The sequence below is a fragment of the Crenothrix sp. genome (assembly GCF_043729335.1).
Lineage (GTDB): Bacteria > Pseudomonadota > Gammaproteobacteria > Methylococcales > Methylomonadaceae > Crenothrix.
The window spans coordinates 84,957-106,241 of record NZ_JAYTLQ010000026.1 but is presented as its reverse complement, the minus strand read 5'-3'; the positions used below and the strand labels follow the sequence as shown (position 1 = coordinate 106,241).

Genomic DNA, 21,285 nt, shown 5'->3' with positions numbered 1-21,285 from the left:
TAGCGCAATATTTTGCTGCTTTTACAATGTCTATCGAAAAATACAGTGATTGTGCCGTCTTTGCAGACAATTACAAAATCCGTTTATCAACTAAACTATAACTATTGATAAATTGCTATATGGCTTTTATATTGATACGTAACTAAGCGGCAGCGTTTGTATTCAGCATTCCTGACCTTATCTTGTAGCACCTTAATTTTGTTTTTATTTATTTATAACTGAGGGAAGAAATGAAATTTGCATTACTCATCCTGGGAAGCCTTTTTTCCACTTATGCTTCTGCAGGTGTTTTTAAATGTACCGATACGAGTGGCAAAACAGCCTACCGCAGCAATCCTTGTGCAGCAGGCATCAACAACATGAAGCTGAACGTTAAAACAGGCAGTGCTGTTAATCTGGATGAGATTAAAAATCAGCAAACCTCACAACAACAAGAACAACAAGCCCTGCTCGAATTACAAAAACTGGAACAACAACAGCTTTTACAAAAACAAGCCAAACAAAAACAAGATGCTATTGATGAGAGCGCAAAGAGTCAATTTCTGATTAAAAACAATCCTAAACAGTTTTCTCCGTTTGCTATTCCGACTTATAAACCGGATCAATTACCTGCATTGGTCAAGCTGCATCAAGACAGATTAGCGGATATTGAACGCATGCGCAGACAATCAGCGCAAAAAGCCCTGGCATCAGGCGAGTGTGTTCGTGTGGAAGCTGTTGAATTAAACATTAAAAGCACTAAAGGTGCTTTAGTCTTTTTGGTGGATTGCAGCACCGCCAAACGTTTTTATATTACTGAACAAGAACTTGCACAATAAACACGTGATAACGGCAAACAAAACTATACTGATTACCGGTTGTTCGACCGGCATAGGCTATCAGACTGCTGTTGCTTTAAAAGCACGAGGACATCATGTTATTGCTACCGCCAGAAAACCGGAAGATGTAGAGCGTTTAAAGCAAGAGGGCTTTCCCGCATTGCAACTTAACTTGGCCGATAGCATGAGCATTCGACAAGCTGTGGAGGACGCTATTGCGCTTGCCGGGGGTAAAATCGATGCTTTATTCAATAACGGCGCTTTTGGCCAACCCGGTGCTGTTGAAGATTTAACCCGCGATGTATTGCGTTATCAATTTGAAACCAATCTGTTTGGTACGCATGAACTGACCAACCTGCTCATTCCCCTTATGCGCAAACAAGGGCATGGCCGCATTATTTATAACAGCTCTGTTCTAGGATTGGTTGCCATGACCTATCGTGGCGCCTATAACGCCAGTAAATTTGCTTTAGAAGGCTTGGTGGATACGTTACGGCTGGAGTTGCATGGCACTAATATCCATCTGTCTCTTATTGAACCTGGCCCAATTTTAAGCGACTTTAGAAAAAATGCCTTTCAGCTTTACAAAAAAAATATTGATGCAACCCATAGCTTTCACCAACAAACCTATAAAGCCATGGAAACACGTTTGCAAACCGAAGGCGCTGCCGTCCCTTTCACTTTACCGGCTTCAACTGTCGCTGATAAAGTCATCCATGCGCTGGAATCCCAGCGCCCCAAGATACGCTATTACGTGACTTTTCCAACCTATTTATTTGCTTTCTTAAAGCGTATTTTGCCAGCCTCGTGGTTGGATTATTTACTCAGAAAGGTTTGAAGTCATCTACCAGACACATACACCGACCCACTTAAAATTTATGGCTTACCACTGAAACCATTAAAGAGATCGCGCCAGCCGATGCAATGCCTCAGCACCATGATTGAAAATTGGCCAACCATCACCCACCAGCACCGTTTTAATGCCTGTTAAATCGGCAATGCGTTTTACCGACTTAATTGCCTTACTCCTATCAGTCAGCTTTGCCGCTGGCAGCATGCACAATTCGCCTCCAACATGGCAACGAATTAAATCGCCGGTAATTAAAGTGCTGCCTTCCAAGACTAAAGCCAGTTCCCCCGGTGTTTTAGAACCTTCAAGTTGATAAGCAACCAAGCCTTGAACAATGGTTTCGCCATCGTAAAGCCAACGCTGGCAAGCTAACGGAAAACAAGCTTCTTCCCTTGCCGGCGCACAGACGATTGCACCGGTCTGATTGGCGATACGCTCAGCATCACGCACATGATCACTGTTGGTGATAACGATAATATTAACGCCGCCTAAGCTTTGCAAATGATAATGGTCATGATCTGACATCGGTAAAGGATCAATCAGAACATTGCCGCCTTCACGTACCCAAAGCACACTGTGAAAATCAATGTTTCGCTCTTCATTAAATTCTGACCAGCCAAATAAATCGGGTCTATGCAGTTGTTTCATCAAACAGCCTCTCAGTTACCTTGCTTTTATGCACATCATCACGGTGTTTAGCATTAGCGATAAACATTAAACGTGTCTTGTCATCCACTTGCGACCACGCTTTTATCTCGTCTAATGTCCGAAAACACCCTACACAAATGTCGCTATTATCCAAGCAACACAATCCCACACAGGGCGAAGTAACCGTTACAGGCTCTATCATGATGGTATTTTTCTCACTCAAATGTTAACAAGACCATCGAAATACATTATTTCGGACAACCTTCCAATTTATAGATCGCATAGCCTTGGCTATCGATTTGTTTTCTTAACGCCGGTGGCGCTTCTGTACTGTGACAAAAAACACAGTTTTCCTGTGTCACTACCGCATCTTGTATGCCGATAGTGTCTAGCCATGCCTTAGCGCAAGCTAAAGCTTTGACCGGGTCTTTATCATCGAGCACCACATCAAAGTGCATAATCCTGCCCTGAGCTGTTTTTGCATAAGTGTCAAACACATGTGAAACTGACATGAATACCTCAAATTAATGACCGGACGTACAAGCACAAAATCACTATTGAACTTCTTTGTAGTTTGCTTGCCTTTTAAAACACAAACGCGCTATCAACTAGATTGTAGGCGAAAAAGGCAAATTACTAAAGCGCATTTGCTTACCACGATTATTTATCAATTACTTTAAAAATCGACTCATGAACCTACACCCTATATCTTGTGAACAACACGATTACCTGGAAATTGCTTGCCTATATGGTTATCAGGTAAAACTGACATTAAAAGACCAGCAAAGTATCGAAGGTAAAGCGCTAAATATTGTCACCGCTGACAAACGGGAATTTTTAGTCATCGATAATGACGAAAAACTGTCTATAGAACTCACCCAATTGGCCAAAATGCAGGTATTGACGGCTAATGCTAAATTTAGTGCTGTGATTTTTTAACATACACTTCGAGTTTTATCCTGGTTTTCATAGCTTAATGCTTAGCTTTTGTAGTTTGCGTAGGTAACATGCAATCAGTAATTAATGTAATTGCTAATCGAACCGTTATAAAATGACAATCAACACCATGACTATGCCATTGACCATGAAATCAAAAATAATCGTTAGCGCGGTACAACAACCTTGTGATAAAGATCGGCAAAGCAACCTTGATTTTTCTATTGCTAAAATCCATGCAGCAGCCGAAAAAAATGCCGATTTAGTGGTGCTACCGGAACTGCATCTAGGCCCGTATTTTTGCCAGAATGAAGATTACAAGCATTATGAATTAGCGCAACCCATACCAGGGCCTGCCACGGAAATTTTGGCTAAGGTGGCGAAACAGGCTGGGATTGTCATTGTCTCCACCATTTTTGAAAAGCGGACAGCCGGGCTTTACCACAACACTGCCGTGGTCTTTGATAAAGATGGCAGCATTGCCGGTAAATACCGCAAAATGCACATTCCGGATGATCCAGGATTTTATGAAAAGTATTATTTCACCCCTGGCGATATCGGTTTTAAACCTATCGAAACCTCCATTGGTAAACTCGGCGTATTGATTTGCTGGGACCAATGGTTTCCAGAAGGCGCTCGCTTGATGGCCTTGGCTGGCGCAGAGCTATTGATTTACCCTACCGCCATCGGCTGGGATCGTGAAGACAGCAAAGAAGAACGGCAACGCCAACTGGATGCCTGGATAACGATTCAGCGTTCGCATGCCATCGCCAATGGCATACCGGTTATTTCATGCAATCGGATCGGTTTTGAGAAAGCGCCGGACTCCGATAAAGGTATCGAATTTTGGGGCAATAGCTTTATCGCAGGGCCACAGGGAGAAATCATTGCACAAGCGAATGACGCAGAAGTAAAGCTATTAACCTGTACATTGGATAGCGCAAGATCCGAACATGTGCGGCAAATATGGCCGTTCTTGCGTGACCGCAGAATTGATGAATACGCTGGTTTAACCAAACGATTTATTGATTAAGAGCGTGCCTAAAATAATGCAAGCAAGTTTGTTGCAGCACATTACTAAATTATCTGAAAACACCTTAAGCCTAGATGTATAGCGCACTTCCATTGCTGCTATCAAAATAAGGCTTCCAACTTAAGGCGGGACAGGTGAAGGTGTGCCGTTCGTGGCGAGCCATTCGACAAGCTCATGAGAGCCTTGTCGAACCATGAGCGGCGACCGCACACCCTTCGACAAGCTCAGGCCGAACGGTCTGCCTTATTGATTGTCCCGTCTTATGTGTGTAGCCCAAAATAATAATCAATCTCATCGTATGACAAATACTGTCGTGCCTTTGGCGTTTTTCGTGGACAATGCGTAAAAACACCGACAACTCATAACGAGCATTACCGTTATCCCAATAAGGATAACAGATTGTGTAAATACTTATGCCAACGTACAGCTGGAACTCCATTTTTAGCATTGCTTTAAAGCACAAAAAAGCGCTTATTGTGTCGCATTTTATTGCGATTTTGGCCACCATCGCCAGTGTGCCCGTGCCTTTGTTAATGCCGCTGTTAATTGATGAAGTGTTACTGCATAAACCTGGACAACTCATTAAAGCCACCGATTTATTTCTGCCTGTCGACTGGCGTTTACCCATGGTTTATATTGGCGTGGCCTTATTGGTTAGCTTGTTTTTGCGCATTATTGCCAGCATTTTTGGAATTATCCAAGCGCGGCAGTTTTACTGCATTTCCAAAGATATTATTTTTCATATTCGCCAGAACCTGATTGGCCATTTACAAAGCATTTCCATGGCCGAATATGAAAGTTTAGGTACCGGTACCGTTATTACCTACCTGATTAAAGATTTAGATACCATCGATAACTTTATTGGCTCTACAGTCAGTAAGTTACTGATCGCTTTTTTAAGCATCATTGGCACGGCCATTATTTTATTATGGATGCACTGGCAGCTAGGTTTATTTATTCTATTGCTCAATCCCGTCGTTATTTTTTTTACCCGCGTTGTCGGCTCCAAAGTTAAAGATTTAAAACATAACGAAAACTCTGCCTACGAGATTTTTCAGCAATCATTAACAGAAACCCTGGAAGCCATTCACCAAATTCGCGCCAGCAACCGTGAACAGCATTATTGCCAACAACTGATCAAATCAGCGCGTACCGTTAAAGACACGTCCACGGCTTTTTCCTGGAAAGCCGATGCGGCGGGGCGCTTAAGTTTTCTGATTTTTTTGTTTGGCTTTGATATTTTTCGCGCCTGCGCCATGCTTATGGTGTTTTATTCTGACCTTACCATTGGTGAAATGCTGGCCGTATTCGGTTACCTGTGGTTTATGATGGCGCCGGTTCAGGAAATTTTAAATATTCAGTATGCGTATTACGGTGCTAAAGCGGCGTTAGGCCGCATCAATACTTTGGCGGCGTTACGGCAAGAACCCAATTACCCGCATCTTAAAAACCCATTTCATAATAAACCCACGGTGTCTATACATGTAGAAAACCTGCATTTCAGTTACCGTGAAGATGAAATACTAAAAGGTATAAATTTACACATAAAAGCCGGTGAAAAAGTCGCGTTAGTAGGCGCCAGCGGCGGTGGCAAGTCCACTTTAATACAAGCCTTGATTGGCCTTTACCCAACTGATAAAGGCTGCATTTATTTCGATGGCATCCCCATTGAACAAATCGGCCTTGATATCGTCAGAGAGAATGTCGTTACCGTACTGCAACATCCCATCTTGTTTAATGATACTATCCGCGCTAATCTGACGTTAGGGCGAACTGCCAGCGATAAACAGTTATGGCAAGCCCTGTGCATTGCGCAATTAGCCGATGCGATTAAAGACATAGATACCGGTTTGGATACCGTAGTCGGCCGACAAGGCATGCGATTATCTGGCGGACAGCGCCAGCGCTTGGCTATTGCCCGCATGATAGTTGCCGACCCTAAAGTGGTCATTTTAGATGAAGCCACCTCAGCTTTAGACAGCGAAACCGAACGCAATATTCATCTAGCCCTCAACGATTTTTTAAAAGGCCGTACCACTATTATCATTGCGCATCGCTTAAGTGCGGTAAAACAAGCCGATCACGTTTACGTGTTTGAAGGCGGTCGAATCTGTGAACAAGGCCGGCATGAGGTGCTAATCCAAAACAACGGCCTTTACGCAAAACTGTATGGAGAATACCAATGAGTACCCCTGAGGTCTATGACCTGCACTGCCATTCCAAAGCATCGGACGGTGTTTTATCTGCCACCGAATTAGTGCAACGCGCGCAGTTGCAAGGTGTGACTACGCTGGCATTAACTGATCACGATACTGTGGCAGGATTAGCGGAAGCACGCACCTGTGCTGATGCTGTTGGCATTAGCTTAATAAATGGTATGGAATTGTCAGCCAACTGGAAAAGTCATTGTTTTCATATTGTAGGGCTTGGTATTGACCCCACTTTTCCGCCGCTGTTAGCCTCATTGGAAAGCATGCAAATAACGCGTGATCAACGCGCGGCAAAAATTGCTGATAAGTTAGCTAAAAAACGTATCCCGGGGGCACTGGAATACGTACAACAAAAAGCCGGTGAAGGTATGATCACCCGCACCCACTTTGCCGATTTTCTGGTTTCCCAACATCATGTGGACACGCAACAAGAAGCCTTTGATCGTTATTTGGGTAAAGGCAAGTCTGCGTTTGTCGCTACCGAATGGCCGGAGCTAGAGCAAGCAATTAGCTGGATTACCAGCGCTGGCGGCGTGGCGGTATTAGCGCATCCTTTGCGTTATAAACTCACAGCGGCTTGGATGAAGCGGGTATTGGCTACTTTTAAAGAAGCCGGTGGCCAAGCGATAGAAGTTGTGGTTAGCCGCATGAATGCCGATGACATTAAACTCGCCAGCCATTATGCCATGCAGTTTGAATTGGCCGGTTCAATGGGCTCAGACTTTCACAGCCCTGCTAATCAATGGGTAGAATTAGGTCGGCTTGCGCCGTTTCCAGACAAGATAAAACCGGTGTGGGAATTGCTGAATTGATTGACGTTATCTAGGTTAGTGTGTAATTTTCTGTCCACGAGAATTACGAAAAAATACTTGCTTGCGGGTTAGCTTGGGCTAAGTATTTGTCGAACAGATTGAATATTAAGGTTTTCGTGCCTTTTGTGGCTATTGCAATACCCATAAAGCATAAGCAATGCAGTATCAGCAACACGTCCTTGTGTCGCCAAACTACGTTAAAATCTTATCTCACCACGCGATGACCACGATTGCTCATGCAGTTGTTAAAGGCATTTTTGTATTTACCTTCTGCATTAAAACCTTGTTGAGCACCGCCGCCAAAACCACCTGCCGCTGCGCCAATCGCTGCACCTGCCGCCGGATTTCCAGTAAATGCACCCACTACGGCGCCACCGGCAGCACCCACTAAACCACCGACACCTGCACCAATCGCAGTTTGCTTACCGGTTCCACCAGAAGACTGGCTGGCAAGCTGCTTACATTCAGCCATATCGCGGTTAATATTGTAAGCATTAGGATCATTGTAACCATCTACTGTAGGTGTCCAGTTTGTTTGACTGGCACAACCCGACAACACAATGCCGCCAATTAAAACCATACCGCTTGTTAATTTTCTCATGGTTACTTCCTCTTTTAATGTTTAAGTATGTAATTGTTGTAGTTAGTCTAGCCCATAATTTATGAATGCTGGATGAATAGACAATATTAACGCCTCGAAATTTCAATTTTTTGAACAAGTCTCAAGGTCGCCTTTATATAACAACACTACAGCTCATTAAATTTGTGCAGAAAAAATAAATTATTTGTTACTCCAGCCCCTAATCAAGCGGACTGCCAAAATTAGGATCGAAAGCTTACCGAAAAAGCTTTTTCAAAACGGTACGGTGACACACACATAAAAAGCACAATTACTGCATGACTTTTACACCGGAATATCAAAAAGTCGTTGCCAGTCAAAAGAATCACCCGGATCGGTTTTTCTTCCTGGTGCGATATCGCTATGGCCAGTAATATGCTGCGGTGATAATGTGGGATATGCTTGTAACAAGATTTTAATAATTTCTGATAATTGTGTATATTGTTCATCGGTATAAGGGAGCCATTCGGCACCTTCAAGCTCAATGCCTATAGAAAAATCGTTACAGCGCTCTCGGCCTTCATAAACTGATTTACCCGCATGCCAAGCACGCTTGTCAAAGGGCACATATTGAACCACCTCGCCGCTACGTTTAATCAAAAGATGGGCCGATACAGTGAATTGGTAAATATCCTTAAAATACGGATGGCCTTCCGGATCAAGCCGATTACAAAATAAATCATCAATGTACGGCGTAGTAAATTCACCTGGTGGCAAACTGATACAGTGAATCACAATCAGAGAAATATCCATAGGGTCGGCTCGTTCATCAAAATTAGGTGACGGCGTATGTGTAGCAGGGGTTAACCAGTGTTGATCTATATTCATGGGGGCATAAGGCAGCGTAAAAAATAAAAGATGTCGCTTAAAAGTTGCGCTAAAATTAACGACTATCTTAACTCAGTGCCGATAGGCCTTTGGCCTAACAGCAGATAAAGACTATACTTTTTCTTCAGGTATAATCATAAGCCAAATTTGGGTAACAGGCAGTCTACGACTTGCTACCTCCTACCAAACAGCCTCACTCTAGCTAAAAATAAAAAGGAATAATTTGTGACAACCTCAGTACATCAGCATTTTTTTCATATCGCCCTAGTTGCACTGCTTGCAGGTTGCGCCAGTGATCCTGTCGATTACAACACCTATAAAAGCCCGGTGAATACTACACAATCACCGCCGCCACCCAATCCTTATATAAGCGTTAAGCCTAAACGGCCTTTCCAACCACGTTACCGCCCGCTTTCAAACACGAGTAATTATTCGAGTTATTCGCCGAATGGTGATTATGTGAATAACTCTTCAGTACGCGATTTTATTCAACGCATGACAGACAAACATGGCTTTTCAGAGTCGTATTTAAACGGATTATTTGCTAAAGCCTGCCGTTTAGATTCGGTAATCCGGCTGGAAAGCCCAGCGCCTTCCACAGGCCCCACTAAGTCGCGCATAGGCAGCTGGACGCGCTACCGCAATAAATTTCTCACTCCGGATCATATTCGCAACGGTGTAGAGTTCTGGCATGAAAACGCAGCGACTATTCAGAAAGCCAGCCAAACTTACGGCGTTGATCCAGAGTATATAGTGGGCATCATTGGGGTTGAAACCTACTTTGGTAGAAATATTGGTAAAACCTGCGTATTTGATGCACTAACGACCTTATCGTTCGATACCTACCGACGCTCTAAATATTTTATGTCCGAGCTGGAAAACTTTTTACTGATGACGCGTGAAGAAGGCTACGAGCCTAGAGAACCTGTCGGCTCATGGGCGGGTGCTATGGGCTTAGGCCAGTTTATGCCCAGTAGTTTTCGCAAACTAGCTATTGATTTTGATCACGATGGCCGACGCGATTTATGGCACGCTGAAGATGCGATAGGCAGTGTGGCACATTATTTCTCCAAAAATGGCTGGGAATATAAAAATCCGGTAGCCCAGGAAGTGGACGATAACTACGATCCTTCTATTATTGAATTGAGCACCTATGAAGGCGATGAATACTGGCGGGTGTATCATAACTTTAAAGTCATTAAACGTTATAACAACAGCAATAAATACGCAATGGCCGTGCATCAACTGGCTCAAGCCATTAAGCAACAGTATTAATGCTTGGTTTAAATTCGTGCAGCAATAGGCCAGTGGACTATACGTAAACCGACAGCATCGGCAATGCCTGAATTTTCACACATTGAGAGAACTTCGATGAAAGAAACCGCTTCGCCAATGTACAAACTAATGATGAATCCGAAAAAAGTGGTCAATGTTGCGGCTTTCTTGGAAGAAGATATTGGCACAGGTGACGTAACCGCAGCTATTATTCCTGAATCCACTCAAGCCACCGCCGAAATCACCACTCGTGAAAGCATGGTGCTGTGTGGCCAACCCTGGTTTGATGAGGTTTTCAAAGCCCTCGATCCTGATGTCAAGATTAACTGGTTGGCCGCTGAAGGCACATCGGTCAATAAAGATACATTGCTGTGTACAATACACGGCTCTGCGCGTGCGCTGTTAACTGGCGAACGCACGGCGCTCAATATCCTGCAAACCTTATCTGCTACCGCAACGGTGTCTCGGCAATATGCCGATGCCGTAGCGGGAAGCGGCTGTAAAGTGTTGGATACCCGCAAAACCATTCCTGGTTTAAGAGATGCCCAAAAATATGCGGTAGCGTGTGGGGGCTGTTATAACCACCGTATAGGTTTATACGATGGCGTGTTAATTAAAGAAAATCACATCATCGCGGCCGGCTCCATAGCCAAAGCAGTCCAGATTGCTCGCGCGCAAACGCTTACTTCTGTGGAAGTTGAAGTTGAATCTATGCAAGAGTTACTGGAAGCCATTATCGCTAAACCTGACCGCATCATGCTGGATAATTTCAGTCTGGCTGACTTAAAGTCGGCGGTAAAATTAAATGCGGGGGCGGTAGAACTGGAAGCTTCCGGCAATATTGACCTCTTCAATTTAGGCGCCGTTGCACATACTGGCGTTGATTATATTTCCATAGGCGCATTAACCAAGCATATCAACGCTATTGATTTGTCTATGCGCATTACCTTGGTGCATCCATGACTGATAATCAGCACCATTTATACAAAACACTAAGCCACGGCGTTTATATTATCGGTGTGGCATCCGGTGAACATCGAAATGCGTTTACCGCCGCCTGGGTTATCCAAGTATCTTTTCAGCCTCTAATGCTCGCTATCAGTATTAATCCGCAGCATTATTCCTACACCTTGCTACAAACAGGCGGTATTTGCACGGTTAACGTTCTTGGCAAGCATCAATATCAGCTTGCCGAGCATTTTGGTGATTCAGCGATACCCGACAAAATGGCCGGTTTTAACTGGAAAACAGCTAAAACCGGAGCGCCTATTTTATCGGATAGCTTGGCTTATTTTGATTGCCAAGTGAGTCATTACTGTGATGCGGGCGATCATAAAATTGCCGTGTGCGAAGTGCTAGCAGCCGGAATATTACATCCTGGCATTCCCTTGTTATACGAACAGACCGGTGACATGGATGGCAGTGAAGCGCTTTATCCGAAAAATACTTGATACTCATCCCATTAAATTAACTAATTTATCCCCTGATTTTATAGCATAAGCGGCTTATTTACCCCTACACATCCTACTGTTAGCCAGCTGCACTGGATTAATAACGACTACTTTCAATTAATTAAAAAATGAACAACCCTACAATTTACGCGCTAGATTTTGACGGTGTTATCTGCGATAGCGCAGTGGAAACGGGTATGACTGGCTGGAAAGCCGCTTGCACACTCTGGGAGGATATGCCTAAATCTACTCCGAAAATAATGATTGATCAGTTTCGGATAATCAGACCTATTATAGAGACAGGCTACGAAGCCATATTGGCCATGCGTTTGCTTTACCTCGGAGAAAGTGTCGAAGCTATTTACAGCGACTATGGCGACAAAATGCAACGCTTGTTACAAGATGCGCAAATCAGCGTTGACGACCTAAAAAAACTGTTTGGCGAAACCCGCGATATTTGGATTGCGGAGGATTTAGCGGATTGGGTTAACATGAATCCTTTATTTGACGGTGTAACAGCAAAATTGCAACAAATGGGTCAACAGCACATCTGGTATGTTGTCACGACCAAACAGGAACGTTTTGTTAAACAAATACTCAAGGCCAATGCTATTGAGCTAACGGACGAGCGGATATTTGGTTTGGATCGCAATATGAGCAAAGTAGAAGTATTAAAAGAATTGCTAAAAAAACACCCTAATACAACCACTTACTTCGCGGAAGATCGTTTACCCACGCTAATAAATGTTTTAAAACACGAGGAACTTGCCAGTGTTAAACTTATCTTTGCACTGTGGGGTTATAACACCGCCGAAGATAAAACATTAGCCGCTCAACAAGCCTTCACTTTACAACAGCTAAACAATTTTCTTGAGCTATAGCTCTCGTCAATAATCATCACTCATTTACTGGAGAAACAAATGTCACTGACCCTGTACCAAGCTTCTACCCCTGTTTTTATACGCATGTTAGGAAATTTATCGAACATACTTAATAAAGCTGTCGCTCATGCCGAGGCAACACAAATCGACCAAGCGATTTTAATCAACGCACGTTTAGCAGCGGATATGTACCCGCTTAGCCGACAAGTACAAATTGCTGCCGACATAGTAAAAAGCTGCGCAGCAAGGCTTTCAGGTATAGATGTACCCAGTTATGAAGATAACGAAAGTACGTTTACCGAGTTGCAAGCACGTATTGCCAAAACCGTAGTTTTTTTGCAAAGTATCAGCGAAGAGCAAATTAACGGCAGTGAAGAACGCGAAATCACCCTAAAAATACGCGGCAATGAAATGGTATTTTTAGGTCAATCCTACTTGTTCAACTTTGTGATTCCCAACTTTTATTTTCATATCACTGCCACTTACGCCATTTTGCGACATAACGGTGTAGAGTTAGGAAAAATGGACTACCTGGGGGAACCCCAAACACTGGACATTAAAATTTTGTAAACACTGAGGACTAATCGTCACTATTGGCTTGCTTACTAATGGGAAGTGCTAGTAAATACGCAGCGCTAACCCATCAAGTAATCATTCAATCCCCTCTTTGGAAAAGAGGGTTTAGGGGATATTTTTTAAATAAATCCCCCTCGATTCCCCTTTTTCAAAGGGGAAAGTGAATACTTACCCCGTCAATTCTTTAACGGCATCCACGTTAGTAAAAAATACTTTCCCGGGCTTTAGTTGTTCAATAAAGTCTGTTTTTTTCAATTTGTCCATAACAGGGCCTTTGGCTTCCGAAATGTTTAACGTTTTCCCCGACGTTTGTAAAGCATGGTTGATATTCTCTAATACTTCCAGTGCAGTGGTATCAATATCATTGACTGAAGTAAAAATAAGCACGACATGCTTAATAGAAGGTTGTTGTTTCAATTCCGCATTAAGGAAGTCTTCAATAAAATTAATATTGCTAAACGTTATGCTTTCATCAATACGTACCAACAATAAAGAGTGCCATGTTTCCACCTGATGTCGCTTGATATTTCGAAAATGCTCAGTATCTGGAATGCGTCCCACTATGGCAATATGTGGACGACTGGATTTACGCAAATGGCTGGCAATCGTCAACACTATCCCTAGCGAAATACCTTCTTCAATACCGAAGATTAACACCCCTAACAAGGTCATCACTTCGGCGATACCATCACCACGGTCATAACGCCAAGTATGCACAATGTCTTTTAAGCGCAGCAACGGCATAATAGCGACTAAAATAATAGCGGCCAATACCGTTTTGGGGATATTCTCAAACCACGGGGTAAAAAAGATGACCGCCACGCTCAGTAATCCGGCGGCAATTAACATGGCCATTTGTGTTTTAGCACCGGCGGCAAAATTAACCATGGTCCGGCTAAAGCCACCGGCAACCGGCATACCCCCAGACATTGCAGCAGCTAAATTAGCGGCGCCCAGGGCAATCAGCTCTTGATTGGGTAGGATTTTTTCACCTCTCAGATTGGCCGTCACTTTTGCGATAGCCACACTTTCTACGTAAGCGATTAACGCGATAAACGCGGCGCTGGGCAGTAATAAACGCCATTGCTCATTGTGAATAAAGTTAAGGCTTAATATCGGAAAACCAGACGGCACCTGGCCGACGACCGCAACATGGTATTGGTTTTGTAGGTTAAAATAATTCACTGCGAGCGTGCCAAATAATACCGTCAATAACGGCGCACATTTGCTGATAGCGGTGACGATGGACGACGGCAAGCCTATTTTTTTAAGTAACGTGCTGAGTGGTTTGCCGAATAAAATTAATATACTGAGTGCCGCCAATGCAATCCCTAAGGTAACGCCATTAAAACCTTGGACATAATCACGATAACAACCGGTATTTAAGCCGCAAGCTGGTATTTTTAAGCCCGCCAGGTGCGGTAACTGGCTGGCGATAATTAACAAAGAAGCGCCGCTGGTAAAGCCTGTCAGCACCGGATGGCTGATTAAGTTCACTAATCCCCCCATCCTTAATAGTGCCATCAGCAACATAATTAAGCCACTTTCTGCGGCTAGAATCGCTGTACTTTGCACGGGATTTCCCAAGGCGCTGATCTCAGGTGCGCTTAAGGCGCTGGCAATCATGATTGCGGCTATGGAAACAGGACCTACGGAGAGTGTTCTGCTGGTGCCAAACAAGGCGTACAGTGTGGGCGGCAAAATACTGGCGTATAAGCCCAGTTCTGGCGGTAAGCCTGCTAATATTGAATAAGCAATGCCCTGTGGAACCAGCAAAATCGCGGTGATGATGCCGGCAAACAGGTCATCATTAAAATCCTGGCGGTTATAGGTTTTTAACCAGGCGATAATGGGTAAGTAGTTTGTCAGCCTTGACATGTAGTATGGGTGGTTTAGGTCATTGTATTATCTAGTAGGTAGGGTGGGCGATGCTTTCTTGCCCACCACATTACCGAATTTATACACTTGATATTGTGAACGGTGGGCAAAAAAGCCTACCCACCCTACTTTGCTAACTAATTTTTAGTCTTCTTTCATCAGGTTTTCCACATAAGATTCCTTGTGTGGAATATCAAACCGTGAACCTTTAATCATTAAGCTCCAGTACATCCAGGGGAAACCGATTTTTTTGCCTATCCACCAGATAAAACGATTTTTTCTGGGATCCAGCCACGGAAATGACGGTGTTACTTTGCCGCCGTAAGAGAACTCAGCTAGCATCACGGTACTCAGCGAAGTGGTTAATGGGCAAGAGCCATAGCCATCATATTTTTCTTCCACCGCTTTACCGTTGATGAGATGCAAAATATTATCGACTAAAATCGGCACCTGTTTTCTGACCGCTGCTGCCGTCTTGGCATTAGGCGTTGAGGTGGCATCGCCCAATCCGAAAATATTGGGATATTTGTTATGCTGTAAAGTTTTGTCATGCACATCTACCCAACCTGCGGCATTGGCTAGAGGGCTTTTTTTAATAAAATCGGGCGCACTTTGCGGTGGCGTGACATGAATGAAATCAAAGGGCTTAACAACCTGCTGTTTGTTACCGGCGCTGTCAGTGGATTCAAAGGTAGCTGTTTTAGCATTGCCATTAATGGCAACCAGATTATGGCTAAAGTTGGGTTTAATTCCGTAGCCTGCCACCACTTTCATTAACGCTTTCGCAAAAAAAGGAATACCGAACATAGCAGGCGTTGCCGTGTAGAATTCAATGTTGAACTTATCCAATATGCCTTGTTTTCTGAAACGGTCAGCGGCCAGATACATGATTTTTTGCGGTGCGCCCGCACATTTAATGGGCATGGGCGGCTGGGTGAACAATGCATTGCCGGATTTTAGCTGTTGCAGGCATTCCCAGGTATATTCCACGGTATCGGGCGAGTAATTACTACAGACATTGTTTTTGCCCAACGTTTCTTTTAAGCCTTGAATTTTGTCCCAATCCAGTTGCAAACCGGGGCAGACCACCAGATAGTCGTAAGTGATTTTATCGCCAGAGCGCAGGGTTACCGTATTGCTTTCTGGCTGAAAGGTTTCGGCATAATCCTTAACCCACTTAACACTGCGATGAATTAAATCCGCTTCATTGCGGGTGCATTGCTTTAATGTATATGCACCGCCACCGACAATGGTAAAGCCGGGTTGGTAATAATGTTTTTCAGACGGTTCAATTAGCGCAATATCAATTTTGGCATCTTGCCGACGCATATTATTAGCAACAGAAACGCCCGCAGCGCCGCCGCCAACAATTAAGACTGTGTGGTGTTGTGACATGTGATCCTCTCCTCAGTTAGTTATTTTATATGCGCTCACCTCCCCCTTTTTCAAAGAGAGGGATGAACGGTTACGTTATTTTTATGGTTACACCGTGGGTGCGGTTTATTGGCTACGCTTTCTGCCAGGCTTCATAGCCTCCTGCAATAGAAAGCACCTGAGTATACCCCAATGTTTGCAGGCTTTGGGCAGCTAATGCCGCGCGTCCACCGGTGCGGCAGTAAATCAGTACTGGCTTGGATTTGTCGGCCAATTCAGGGGTTGTGCCAATCTTAAATTCCAGTATACCGCGAGGTAAAGATACGGCTTGCTCAATATGTCCAGCTGCAAATTCGCTTTCTTCGCGGGTATCGATAACATTGATATTACCCTCACTGAGTAATTGCTTGGCCTTTGTTGGAGTAATTTCGGTAATCTGCTGTTTGGCCGCAGCGACCATGTCCTGAACGGTTACGCCTCCGCTGGACGGCATGTTTCCGCCGCAGTTAACTGCCGATACTTCGGTAGTTTTAGTATTTTCACGGATGCTTTCTCTGTGTGCAATAGCATCTTGGCGCTCATTCTCTTCCAGGCCGCAATAGCGATTGGCCGGTACGGCTTCATCAATCATTTTGGGTTTAGGCAGCTTAAGATTATTCATGATGTCGATGAACTGTTCGCGGGATTTACCGGCCAGACGCGGATTGGTGGTGCGTTCTTGCATAATACTGCTCACCCAGCGTTGTTGGTAATCATGGGCTGGATAAACCAGTGTTTCATCAGGTAAGCTAAACAGCCGTTGGGTGATGCAGTCGTAAAGAGCCCCCGCATCACCGCCCTGAAAGTCGGTACGGCCACAGCCGCCGATAAGCAGCGAGTCGCCGGTAAACACGCGATCTTGCCACAAAAAAGAAATACTGCCGACAGTATGTCCTGGCGTTGCAATAACCTTAATCTGCTCACCATTGGTAAAAGCGAACACATCGCCATCCTTAATCTGGAAATCCGCTGTTTCCGCGCCGCATAAGGCGCTCACACCGGTTTGTGCGCCTAGCTTCTGCCGTAACAAACCGCTGGCGGTAATGTGGTCAGCATGGACATGAGTTTCCAAGGCATATTTCAGTTGTAGACCATGCTTTTCCAGCAATGTCAGGTAATCGTCAATATGGGTGTTGACTGGGTCTATCAACATCGCATCTTTGTTGACAGGGTCGGCAATCAGGTAAGTGTAAGTCCAGGTTTCTGGGTCGAATAATTGTTTGAATAGCATAATGTTTCTCTGTTGGCTGTCGTTGATTTTTTGGGCTATTAAAATAGGGAATAGTGACATCAGCTATATAAGTCTAAGCAATGCTCATGCCAAAATAATTTTATATGCTAATTGATTGTTATAGAAGACTTTAATACTACTTTAATGGCAAAGAGTTCTATTTAATAGTTACTCGATATGTTTCATTGAAACGCTTTGGCGTTTCATTTGTTTTTTATGAAACATTTATCAAAAATTCAATCACTCTAGATGTTTCTTGTAAAGTAATGAAACTTTCTTTACTTTTTGATGTATATAGATATAGATATAGTTTTGGAGCAAGGATTATGGAACCTTTAGCGATTTTAAAAGCAGTGCTTTTTTTACTGTGGCCTTTGTTAATTATGGGGTTAATTGTCTTGGTTAGAAAATATCGCAAGCATAAAGCGTCTGGAAATAGCTTGTGGCATCATTGATGAACAGGCTCTATTTGTTATACAGGCGGTGAGCAATAAAACCTAAATAGATAGAAAAAATCATCACAACTGCTTCGATATTACCCAAGCCTAATCCGGCAACAGAAGGTCCGGGGCAATAGCCGCTAATTCCCCAGCCTATGCCAAAAATGGCAGCACCAATCAACAACGTTTTATCAATAGCTGATTTACTGGACAGGTAAAACTGTTGGTCAAATAACGGCGCAGGCTGTTTGAGTATTTTTGTAAAACAAAGCATTGTAATAGCTAGCGCACCGGCCATAACGAAAATTAAACTCGGATCCCAGTTACCGGTAATATCCAGAAAGTTAAGTACTTTAGCGGGATTAGTCATCTGAGAAAGTGTTAGGCCGATGCCAAAGATTATGCCGCTGATGAGCGCTATTACGATGAGTTTCATACAACTGCTCCAAGGACATGACGAATAATGTAAACGGTTAAAAAACCACTGGCCATGAAGGTTATTGTCGCTGCAATCGAACGTACGGAAAATCGGGCAATGCCACATACCGCATGGCCACTGGTACAGCCGTTGCCCATACGTGTGCCGAAACCGACCAGAAAACCGCCCAATGCCAATAGCCAAACCGGAAAGTTTTCGCGGAGCTGATAAAAGTCAGGTTTTAGCTGATGGAATAAAAATGCGCCGATAACAATACCGGCCAGAAAAGCCACGCGCCAATAGACTTCCGTTCGGGAAGTATTGATTAAGCCATTCATAATGCCGCTGATACCGGCAATTCGCCCGTTGAACAATAACAACACAGTGGCGGCAAGTCCTATCAGAATGCCGCCTGCGAGGGCTGAGTAGGGAGTGAAATTTTCCATATAATGTATTTAATGCTCGTGGGTTAAAACAAGTTCGATGATTACTGTGTTTTTAAACCGGCCTCATTCCAGGCAGCTATGCCACCTTCCAAGTTATACACTTTTGAAAATTTTAACGATTTTAATACGGTCAACGCTTGCTGCGAACGCCCGCCTTTTTGACACTGAGTGATAATGGGACTGTTTTTGTACTGCTCAAGCTCAGTGAGCCGTCCCAGTAATTGACCCAATGGAATATGGATAGCGCCTGGGATATGCTGCTGATTCCATTCATCGTCTTCGCGTACATCGACAATAATAGCTGTCTTCTCAGAAAGCAGGGTTGCAGCTTCCTGCGGGGAAACGCTATCAGTCTTGTTTTCCAGAATCGAACTGCCTTGCTGTTGATTTAAGGCTAACACCAGAGTGTTGTTAGTGTTTTGCGCCTGTGCTGTAGCGGCAACCAAGCTAAGAATACCTACGGTCAATTTGTTCATCATGACACCTTCTGTGACAGTTTAAATTAAAATAACGGTTCATATTAGACCGTCACGCTTGAAAAATGATCATTAAATTTTTGGTAAATAGTCAGCGGCTATTACATTTTTCATGGCCTTAATGTAACGTATTCATTCTGGAATAACAAAACTTAGGGGGGTTACATGATTTAAGATATGGGTGCATTTTTGGTCAGCTGCTTGTTAATACTGGTTTATTACCTGTATTTATGGCGACGGACTCGCCGTGTGCCGGATTCAAGTGTGCATGCGCTCAATGCCAGGATCCGAGAGCGCTGGGTTGGCATGCTAACGCCAGTGCTGATCGATGCGTTTGCCATGCAGGATAAAGTTAAAGTGCTAAACGGAGCGTTTGCAGAAAATCGCAGCGGCCATAAAAATTGGTTATCTTGTATGGGAATATTCTCAAGCCTAATTAGGTATCAATGCGTAGCCGTCCAATTGATAATTAATTAGGACGGTTAAAGCCGATAAAGCCAAGGTAACTTTGGGATTAACCGATTCAGGGCTTAAGTCTTTTTCCGCCAAGGCTTGGCCGCAGATGTAAAGCTTGACGTTTGCACTGTGGAGCAGGCCGATAAGCTCAGAATTGGGATTGCCTTTTTGATACAGCTTTTGATATGCATCATCCTTCAAAACAACAGGGGTTGCTGGGCCATGCACAACCACAACGATTTTCAGGCGGTCAGTTGAAACTCCTGCCGCAGCGAAAAGGTTCAAAAGCCGCGCGACATGGTCAAGCCCCGGATTTACCTTGTCAGGGGCGTCTGCGGTTTTAGTGATGTCAAACAACACTTGGTAGTCACGTTCAGGCGATGGTTGCATGGCGGCTCCAGGGTAAGGATAGACTTTCCCGTAACCCTGAATGCCTTGTTGCGGCGGCGTTTGCTTAGCATTGGTAGCGGAGGAAACCATTTGAGAGTATCCCGACAGCATGATAAAAATGAGGGCAAAACCAATTACGCGCTTATCTATGTCATTCTTATTTTTGTCTGATTTTGATTTCATATTCCTAAGCCTGTTTTTGAGTTTATATAACTAATGAAAAACGGAATCGTCAGTTATTAGCAAAAGTAATGCGCTTGTAAATTGCGTTTCACTTGAATCGCGGAGCAATGAAATTTTTGATCCACTTAATTAAGACAACGTTGAGGTCGTCATGCTTTGTCTCCCGGCTCATTAAAAATAACTGCACTTGAATGTTAATTTATTGATTAATTCAGCGGCGCGGTCTTTTATCCACCACGCCCGAAAGAGGCGTTGTCGGTTTTTTAAATTTGCCATTCAGTGCATCGACACCCATCTGGGGTTTGGCTAAGGGTGTCAAATCAACGCGCTCCTGACGTTTGACCTGCGTACTCATACCCAGGCGCTGATCTCGCTGCTCTACTAATCCGGGCATTTCTTCACCGTCACGGTTAAATGACCATTCCAGCATAGGCTCGCCCAACGGCAGCTTGTCGCCCGTTTTTCCATAAGGGGCAGAATTCCACACATGCCACGTTTTACCGTAACTGTTCATCTTGCCTTTCATAAGTTCCTTTTCTGCCATTTCAGGAATACCAGGGGCAATAAGCTGACCTGATAAAATCTCGAAATTATGTGGATGCCAGTACTTTTTCTCTTTTCCGGGCAAGGATTCAAACAACACTTCCGAAACAATATACTCAATGCCGATCAGGTTCGCTTGCCGGGTATTACCATCGAACAGGGCGCACTGGGCAAAATCCTCGTTAACCTGCCGGCAGAAATGATGGGCTTCCATTTGGTGTGCCGGATCATCTTTGGCGGCATGAAAGCCGTCCAGATAGATGTTCATAGGATCTAGGGGCGAATCAGTTTGTAGTATGGCAGCGCCTGTTTCAAGTACTTTAGTCTTTGAAGATTTTTCCTGGCCTTCGGGTTTTAATGGTGATAGAGCAGAGGGCGTGCAAGCTGTAATTGCAACGACACACAAAGGGATAAGGGTTATGCGGCTAAGTCTCATGGTTTTCCTTTTGAATTAATTTTTGAATGTATTTAGTT

General features: G+C 44.0%; 25 protein-coding genes. 12 read left to right on the top strand and 13 right to left on the bottom strand.

The features are described from left to right. Nucleotides 1-230 precede the first annotated feature (230 nt). Both ACHZC4_RS06285 and ACHZC4_RS06280 read left to right on the top strand, forming a co-directional pair. Nucleotides 231-818: a DUF4124 domain-containing protein gene (locus ACHZC4_RS06285; protein WP_394752969.1), complete on the top strand. Its 588-nt coding sequence runs from the start codon at nt 231-233 to the stop codon at nt 816-818. A gap of 7 nt (nt 819-825) precedes the next feature. After that, the gene (locus ACHZC4_RS06280) at nt 826-1,656 is read left to right on the top strand and encodes an SDR family oxidoreductase (protein ID WP_394753062.1); all 831 of its coding nucleotides are present in this window, start codon (nt 826-828) and stop codon (nt 1,654-1,656) included. Between the two features lie 60 nt (nt 1,657-1,716). Here the strand turns inward: ACHZC4_RS06280 and ACHZC4_RS06275 are convergent, their stop codons facing one another. The 3 genes from ACHZC4_RS06275 to ACHZC4_RS06265 are packed head-to-tail and all read right to left on the bottom strand — an operon-like array spanning nt 1,717 to nt 2,828. Beyond that, on the bottom strand, nt 1,717-2,316 hold the full coding sequence (locus tag ACHZC4_RS06275) for an MBL fold metallo-hydrolase (protein ID WP_394752968.1): 600 nt from the start codon (nt 2,314-2,316) through the stop codon (nt 1,717-1,719). Continuing rightward, a complete protein-coding gene (locus tag ACHZC4_RS06270) occupies nt 2,300-2,518 on the bottom strand; it encodes a DUF1289 domain-containing protein (protein WP_394752967.1) in 219 nt (72 codons plus the stop codon). The genes ACHZC4_RS06275 and ACHZC4_RS06270 overlap by 17 nt, the downstream gene beginning before the upstream one ends. Nucleotides 2,519-2,564: 46 nt before the next feature. After that, nucleotides 2,565-2,828: a DUF2024 family protein gene (locus ACHZC4_RS06265; protein WP_394752966.1), complete on the bottom strand. Its 264-nt coding sequence runs from the start codon at nt 2,826-2,828 to the stop codon at nt 2,565-2,567. 178 nt (nt 2,829-3,006) lie between these two features. On the opposite strand from ACHZC4_RS06265, the gene ACHZC4_RS06260 reads away from it, so the two are divergent. The 4 genes from ACHZC4_RS06260 to ACHZC4_RS06245 all read left to right on the top strand — a co-directional run bounded on the left by ACHZC4_RS06260 (nt 3,007) and on the right by ACHZC4_RS06245 (nt 7,307). Further along, nucleotides 3,007-3,255, top strand: a complete 249-nt coding sequence (locus ACHZC4_RS06260) for a Rho-binding antiterminator (protein WP_394752965.1) — start codon at nt 3,007-3,009, stop codon at nt 3,253-3,255. A 145-nt stretch (nt 3,256-3,400) separates the two neighbouring features. Then, nucleotides 3,401-4,285 (top strand): carbon-nitrogen hydrolase, encoded by an 885-nt coding sequence (locus ACHZC4_RS06255; RefSeq protein WP_394753061.1) that lies wholly within the window; start codon nt 3,401-3,403, stop codon nt 4,283-4,285. Between the two features lie 413 nt (nt 4,286-4,698). Beyond that, nucleotides 4,699-6,471, top strand: coding sequence for an ABC transporter ATP-binding protein (locus ACHZC4_RS06250; RefSeq protein ID WP_394752964.1), 1,773 nt, complete (start codon nt 4,699-4,701; stop codon nt 6,469-6,471). After that, nucleotides 6,468-7,307, top strand: coding sequence for a PHP domain-containing protein (locus ACHZC4_RS06245; protein ID WP_394752963.1), 840 nt, complete (start codon nt 6,468-6,470; stop codon nt 7,305-7,307). The genes ACHZC4_RS06250 and ACHZC4_RS06245 overlap by 4 nt, the downstream gene beginning before the upstream one ends. A gap of 205 nt (nt 7,308-7,512) precedes the next feature. Here ACHZC4_RS06245 and ACHZC4_RS06240 read toward each other — a convergent pair whose 3' ends face one another. Continuing rightward, nucleotides 7,513-7,908, bottom strand: coding sequence for a glycine zipper family protein (locus ACHZC4_RS06240; protein WP_394752962.1), 396 nt, complete (start codon nt 7,906-7,908; stop codon nt 7,513-7,515). Between the two features lie 303 nt (nt 7,909-8,211). Further along, nucleotides 8,212-8,754, bottom strand: coding sequence for a 1,6-anhydro-N-acetylmuramyl-L-alanine amidase AmpD (gene ampD / locus ACHZC4_RS06235; RefSeq protein WP_394752961.1), 543 nt, complete (start codon nt 8,752-8,754; stop codon nt 8,212-8,214). A 225-nt stretch (nt 8,755-8,979) separates the two neighbouring features. Between ampD and ACHZC4_RS06230 the strand changes: the two genes are divergently transcribed. From ACHZC4_RS06230 to ACHZC4_RS06210, 5 genes are all read left to right on the top strand, one after another. Then, on the top strand, nt 8,980-10,029 hold the full coding sequence (locus ACHZC4_RS06230; RefSeq protein ID WP_394752960.1) for a lytic murein transglycosylase: 1,050 nt from the start codon (nt 8,980-8,982) through the stop codon (nt 10,027-10,029). A 132-nt stretch (nt 10,030-10,161) separates the two neighbouring features. After that, nucleotides 10,162-10,992, top strand: a complete 831-nt coding sequence (gene nadC / locus ACHZC4_RS06225; protein WP_394753060.1) for a carboxylating nicotinate-nucleotide diphosphorylase — start codon at nt 10,162-10,164, stop codon at nt 10,990-10,992. Next, nucleotides 10,989-11,480, top strand: a complete 492-nt coding sequence (locus tag ACHZC4_RS06220; protein WP_394752959.1) for a flavin reductase family protein — start codon at nt 10,989-10,991, stop codon at nt 11,478-11,480. The genes nadC and ACHZC4_RS06220 overlap by 4 nt, the downstream gene beginning before the upstream one ends. Nucleotides 11,481-11,608: 128 nt before the next feature. Continuing rightward, a complete protein-coding gene (locus ACHZC4_RS06215; protein WP_394752958.1) occupies nt 11,609-12,361 on the top strand; it encodes an HAD family hydrolase in 753 nt (250 codons plus the stop codon). 39 nt (nt 12,362-12,400) lie between these two features. Continuing rightward, complete coding sequence (locus tag ACHZC4_RS06210) at nt 12,401-12,931, top strand: DUF1993 family protein (RefSeq protein ID WP_394752957.1); 531 nt, start codon at nt 12,401-12,403, stop codon at nt 12,929-12,931. A 174-nt stretch (nt 12,932-13,105) separates the two neighbouring features. Here ACHZC4_RS06210 and ACHZC4_RS06205 read toward each other — a convergent pair whose 3' ends face one another. From ACHZC4_RS06205 to ACHZC4_RS06195, 3 genes are all read right to left on the bottom strand, one after another. After that, nucleotides 13,106-14,815: a SulP family inorganic anion transporter gene (locus ACHZC4_RS06205; RefSeq protein WP_394752956.1), complete on the bottom strand. Its 1,710-nt coding sequence runs from the start codon at nt 14,813-14,815 to the stop codon at nt 13,106-13,108. 144 nt (nt 14,816-14,959) lie between these two features. Next, the gene (locus ACHZC4_RS06200; protein WP_394752955.1) at nt 14,960-16,210 is read right to left on the bottom strand and encodes an FAD-dependent oxidoreductase; all 1,251 of its coding nucleotides are present in this window, start codon (nt 16,208-16,210) and stop codon (nt 14,960-14,962) included. 112 nt (nt 16,211-16,322) lie between these two features. Next, nucleotides 16,323-17,459: a rhodanese-like domain-containing protein gene (locus ACHZC4_RS06195; RefSeq protein ID WP_394752954.1), complete on the bottom strand. Its 1,137-nt coding sequence runs from the start codon at nt 17,457-17,459 to the stop codon at nt 16,323-16,325. A 185-nt stretch (nt 17,460-17,644) separates the two neighbouring features. Between ACHZC4_RS06195 and ACHZC4_RS06190 the strand changes: the two genes are divergently transcribed. Continuing rightward, complete coding sequence (locus ACHZC4_RS06190) at nt 17,645-17,914, top strand: hypothetical protein (RefSeq protein WP_394752953.1); 270 nt, start codon at nt 17,645-17,647, stop codon at nt 17,912-17,914. A gap of 10 nt (nt 17,915-17,924) precedes the next feature. Here the strand turns inward: ACHZC4_RS06190 and ACHZC4_RS06185 are convergent, their stop codons facing one another. The 5 genes from ACHZC4_RS06185 to ACHZC4_RS06165 form a co-directional block, all read right to left on the bottom strand. Continuing rightward, nucleotides 17,925-18,335, bottom strand: a complete 411-nt coding sequence (locus tag ACHZC4_RS06185; protein WP_394752952.1) for a DUF6691 family protein — start codon at nt 18,333-18,335, stop codon at nt 17,925-17,927. After that, complete coding sequence (locus ACHZC4_RS06180; protein WP_394752951.1) at nt 18,332-18,763, bottom strand: YeeE/YedE family protein; 432 nt, start codon at nt 18,761-18,763, stop codon at nt 18,332-18,334. The genes ACHZC4_RS06185 and ACHZC4_RS06180 overlap by 4 nt, the downstream gene beginning before the upstream one ends. Before the next feature lie 41 nt (nt 18,764-18,804). Next, nucleotides 18,805-19,242 carry a rhodanese-like domain-containing protein gene (locus ACHZC4_RS06175; protein ID WP_394752950.1) on the bottom strand — a complete coding sequence of 146 codons (438 nt, stop codon included), beginning with the start codon at nt 19,240-19,242 and terminating at the stop codon, nt 18,805-18,807. Nucleotides 19,243-19,671: 429 nt separating this feature from the next. Continuing rightward, nucleotides 19,672-20,268 carry a DsrE family protein gene (locus ACHZC4_RS06170; protein ID WP_394752949.1) on the bottom strand — a complete coding sequence of 199 codons (597 nt, stop codon included), beginning with the start codon at nt 20,266-20,268 and terminating at the stop codon, nt 19,672-19,674. A gap of 211 nt (nt 20,269-20,479) precedes the next feature. Beyond that, nucleotides 20,480-21,247 carry an OBAP family protein gene (locus ACHZC4_RS06165; RefSeq protein WP_394752948.1) on the bottom strand — a complete coding sequence of 256 codons (768 nt, stop codon included), beginning with the start codon at nt 21,245-21,247 and terminating at the stop codon, nt 20,480-20,482. Nucleotides 21,248-21,285: the final 38 nt, after the last annotated feature.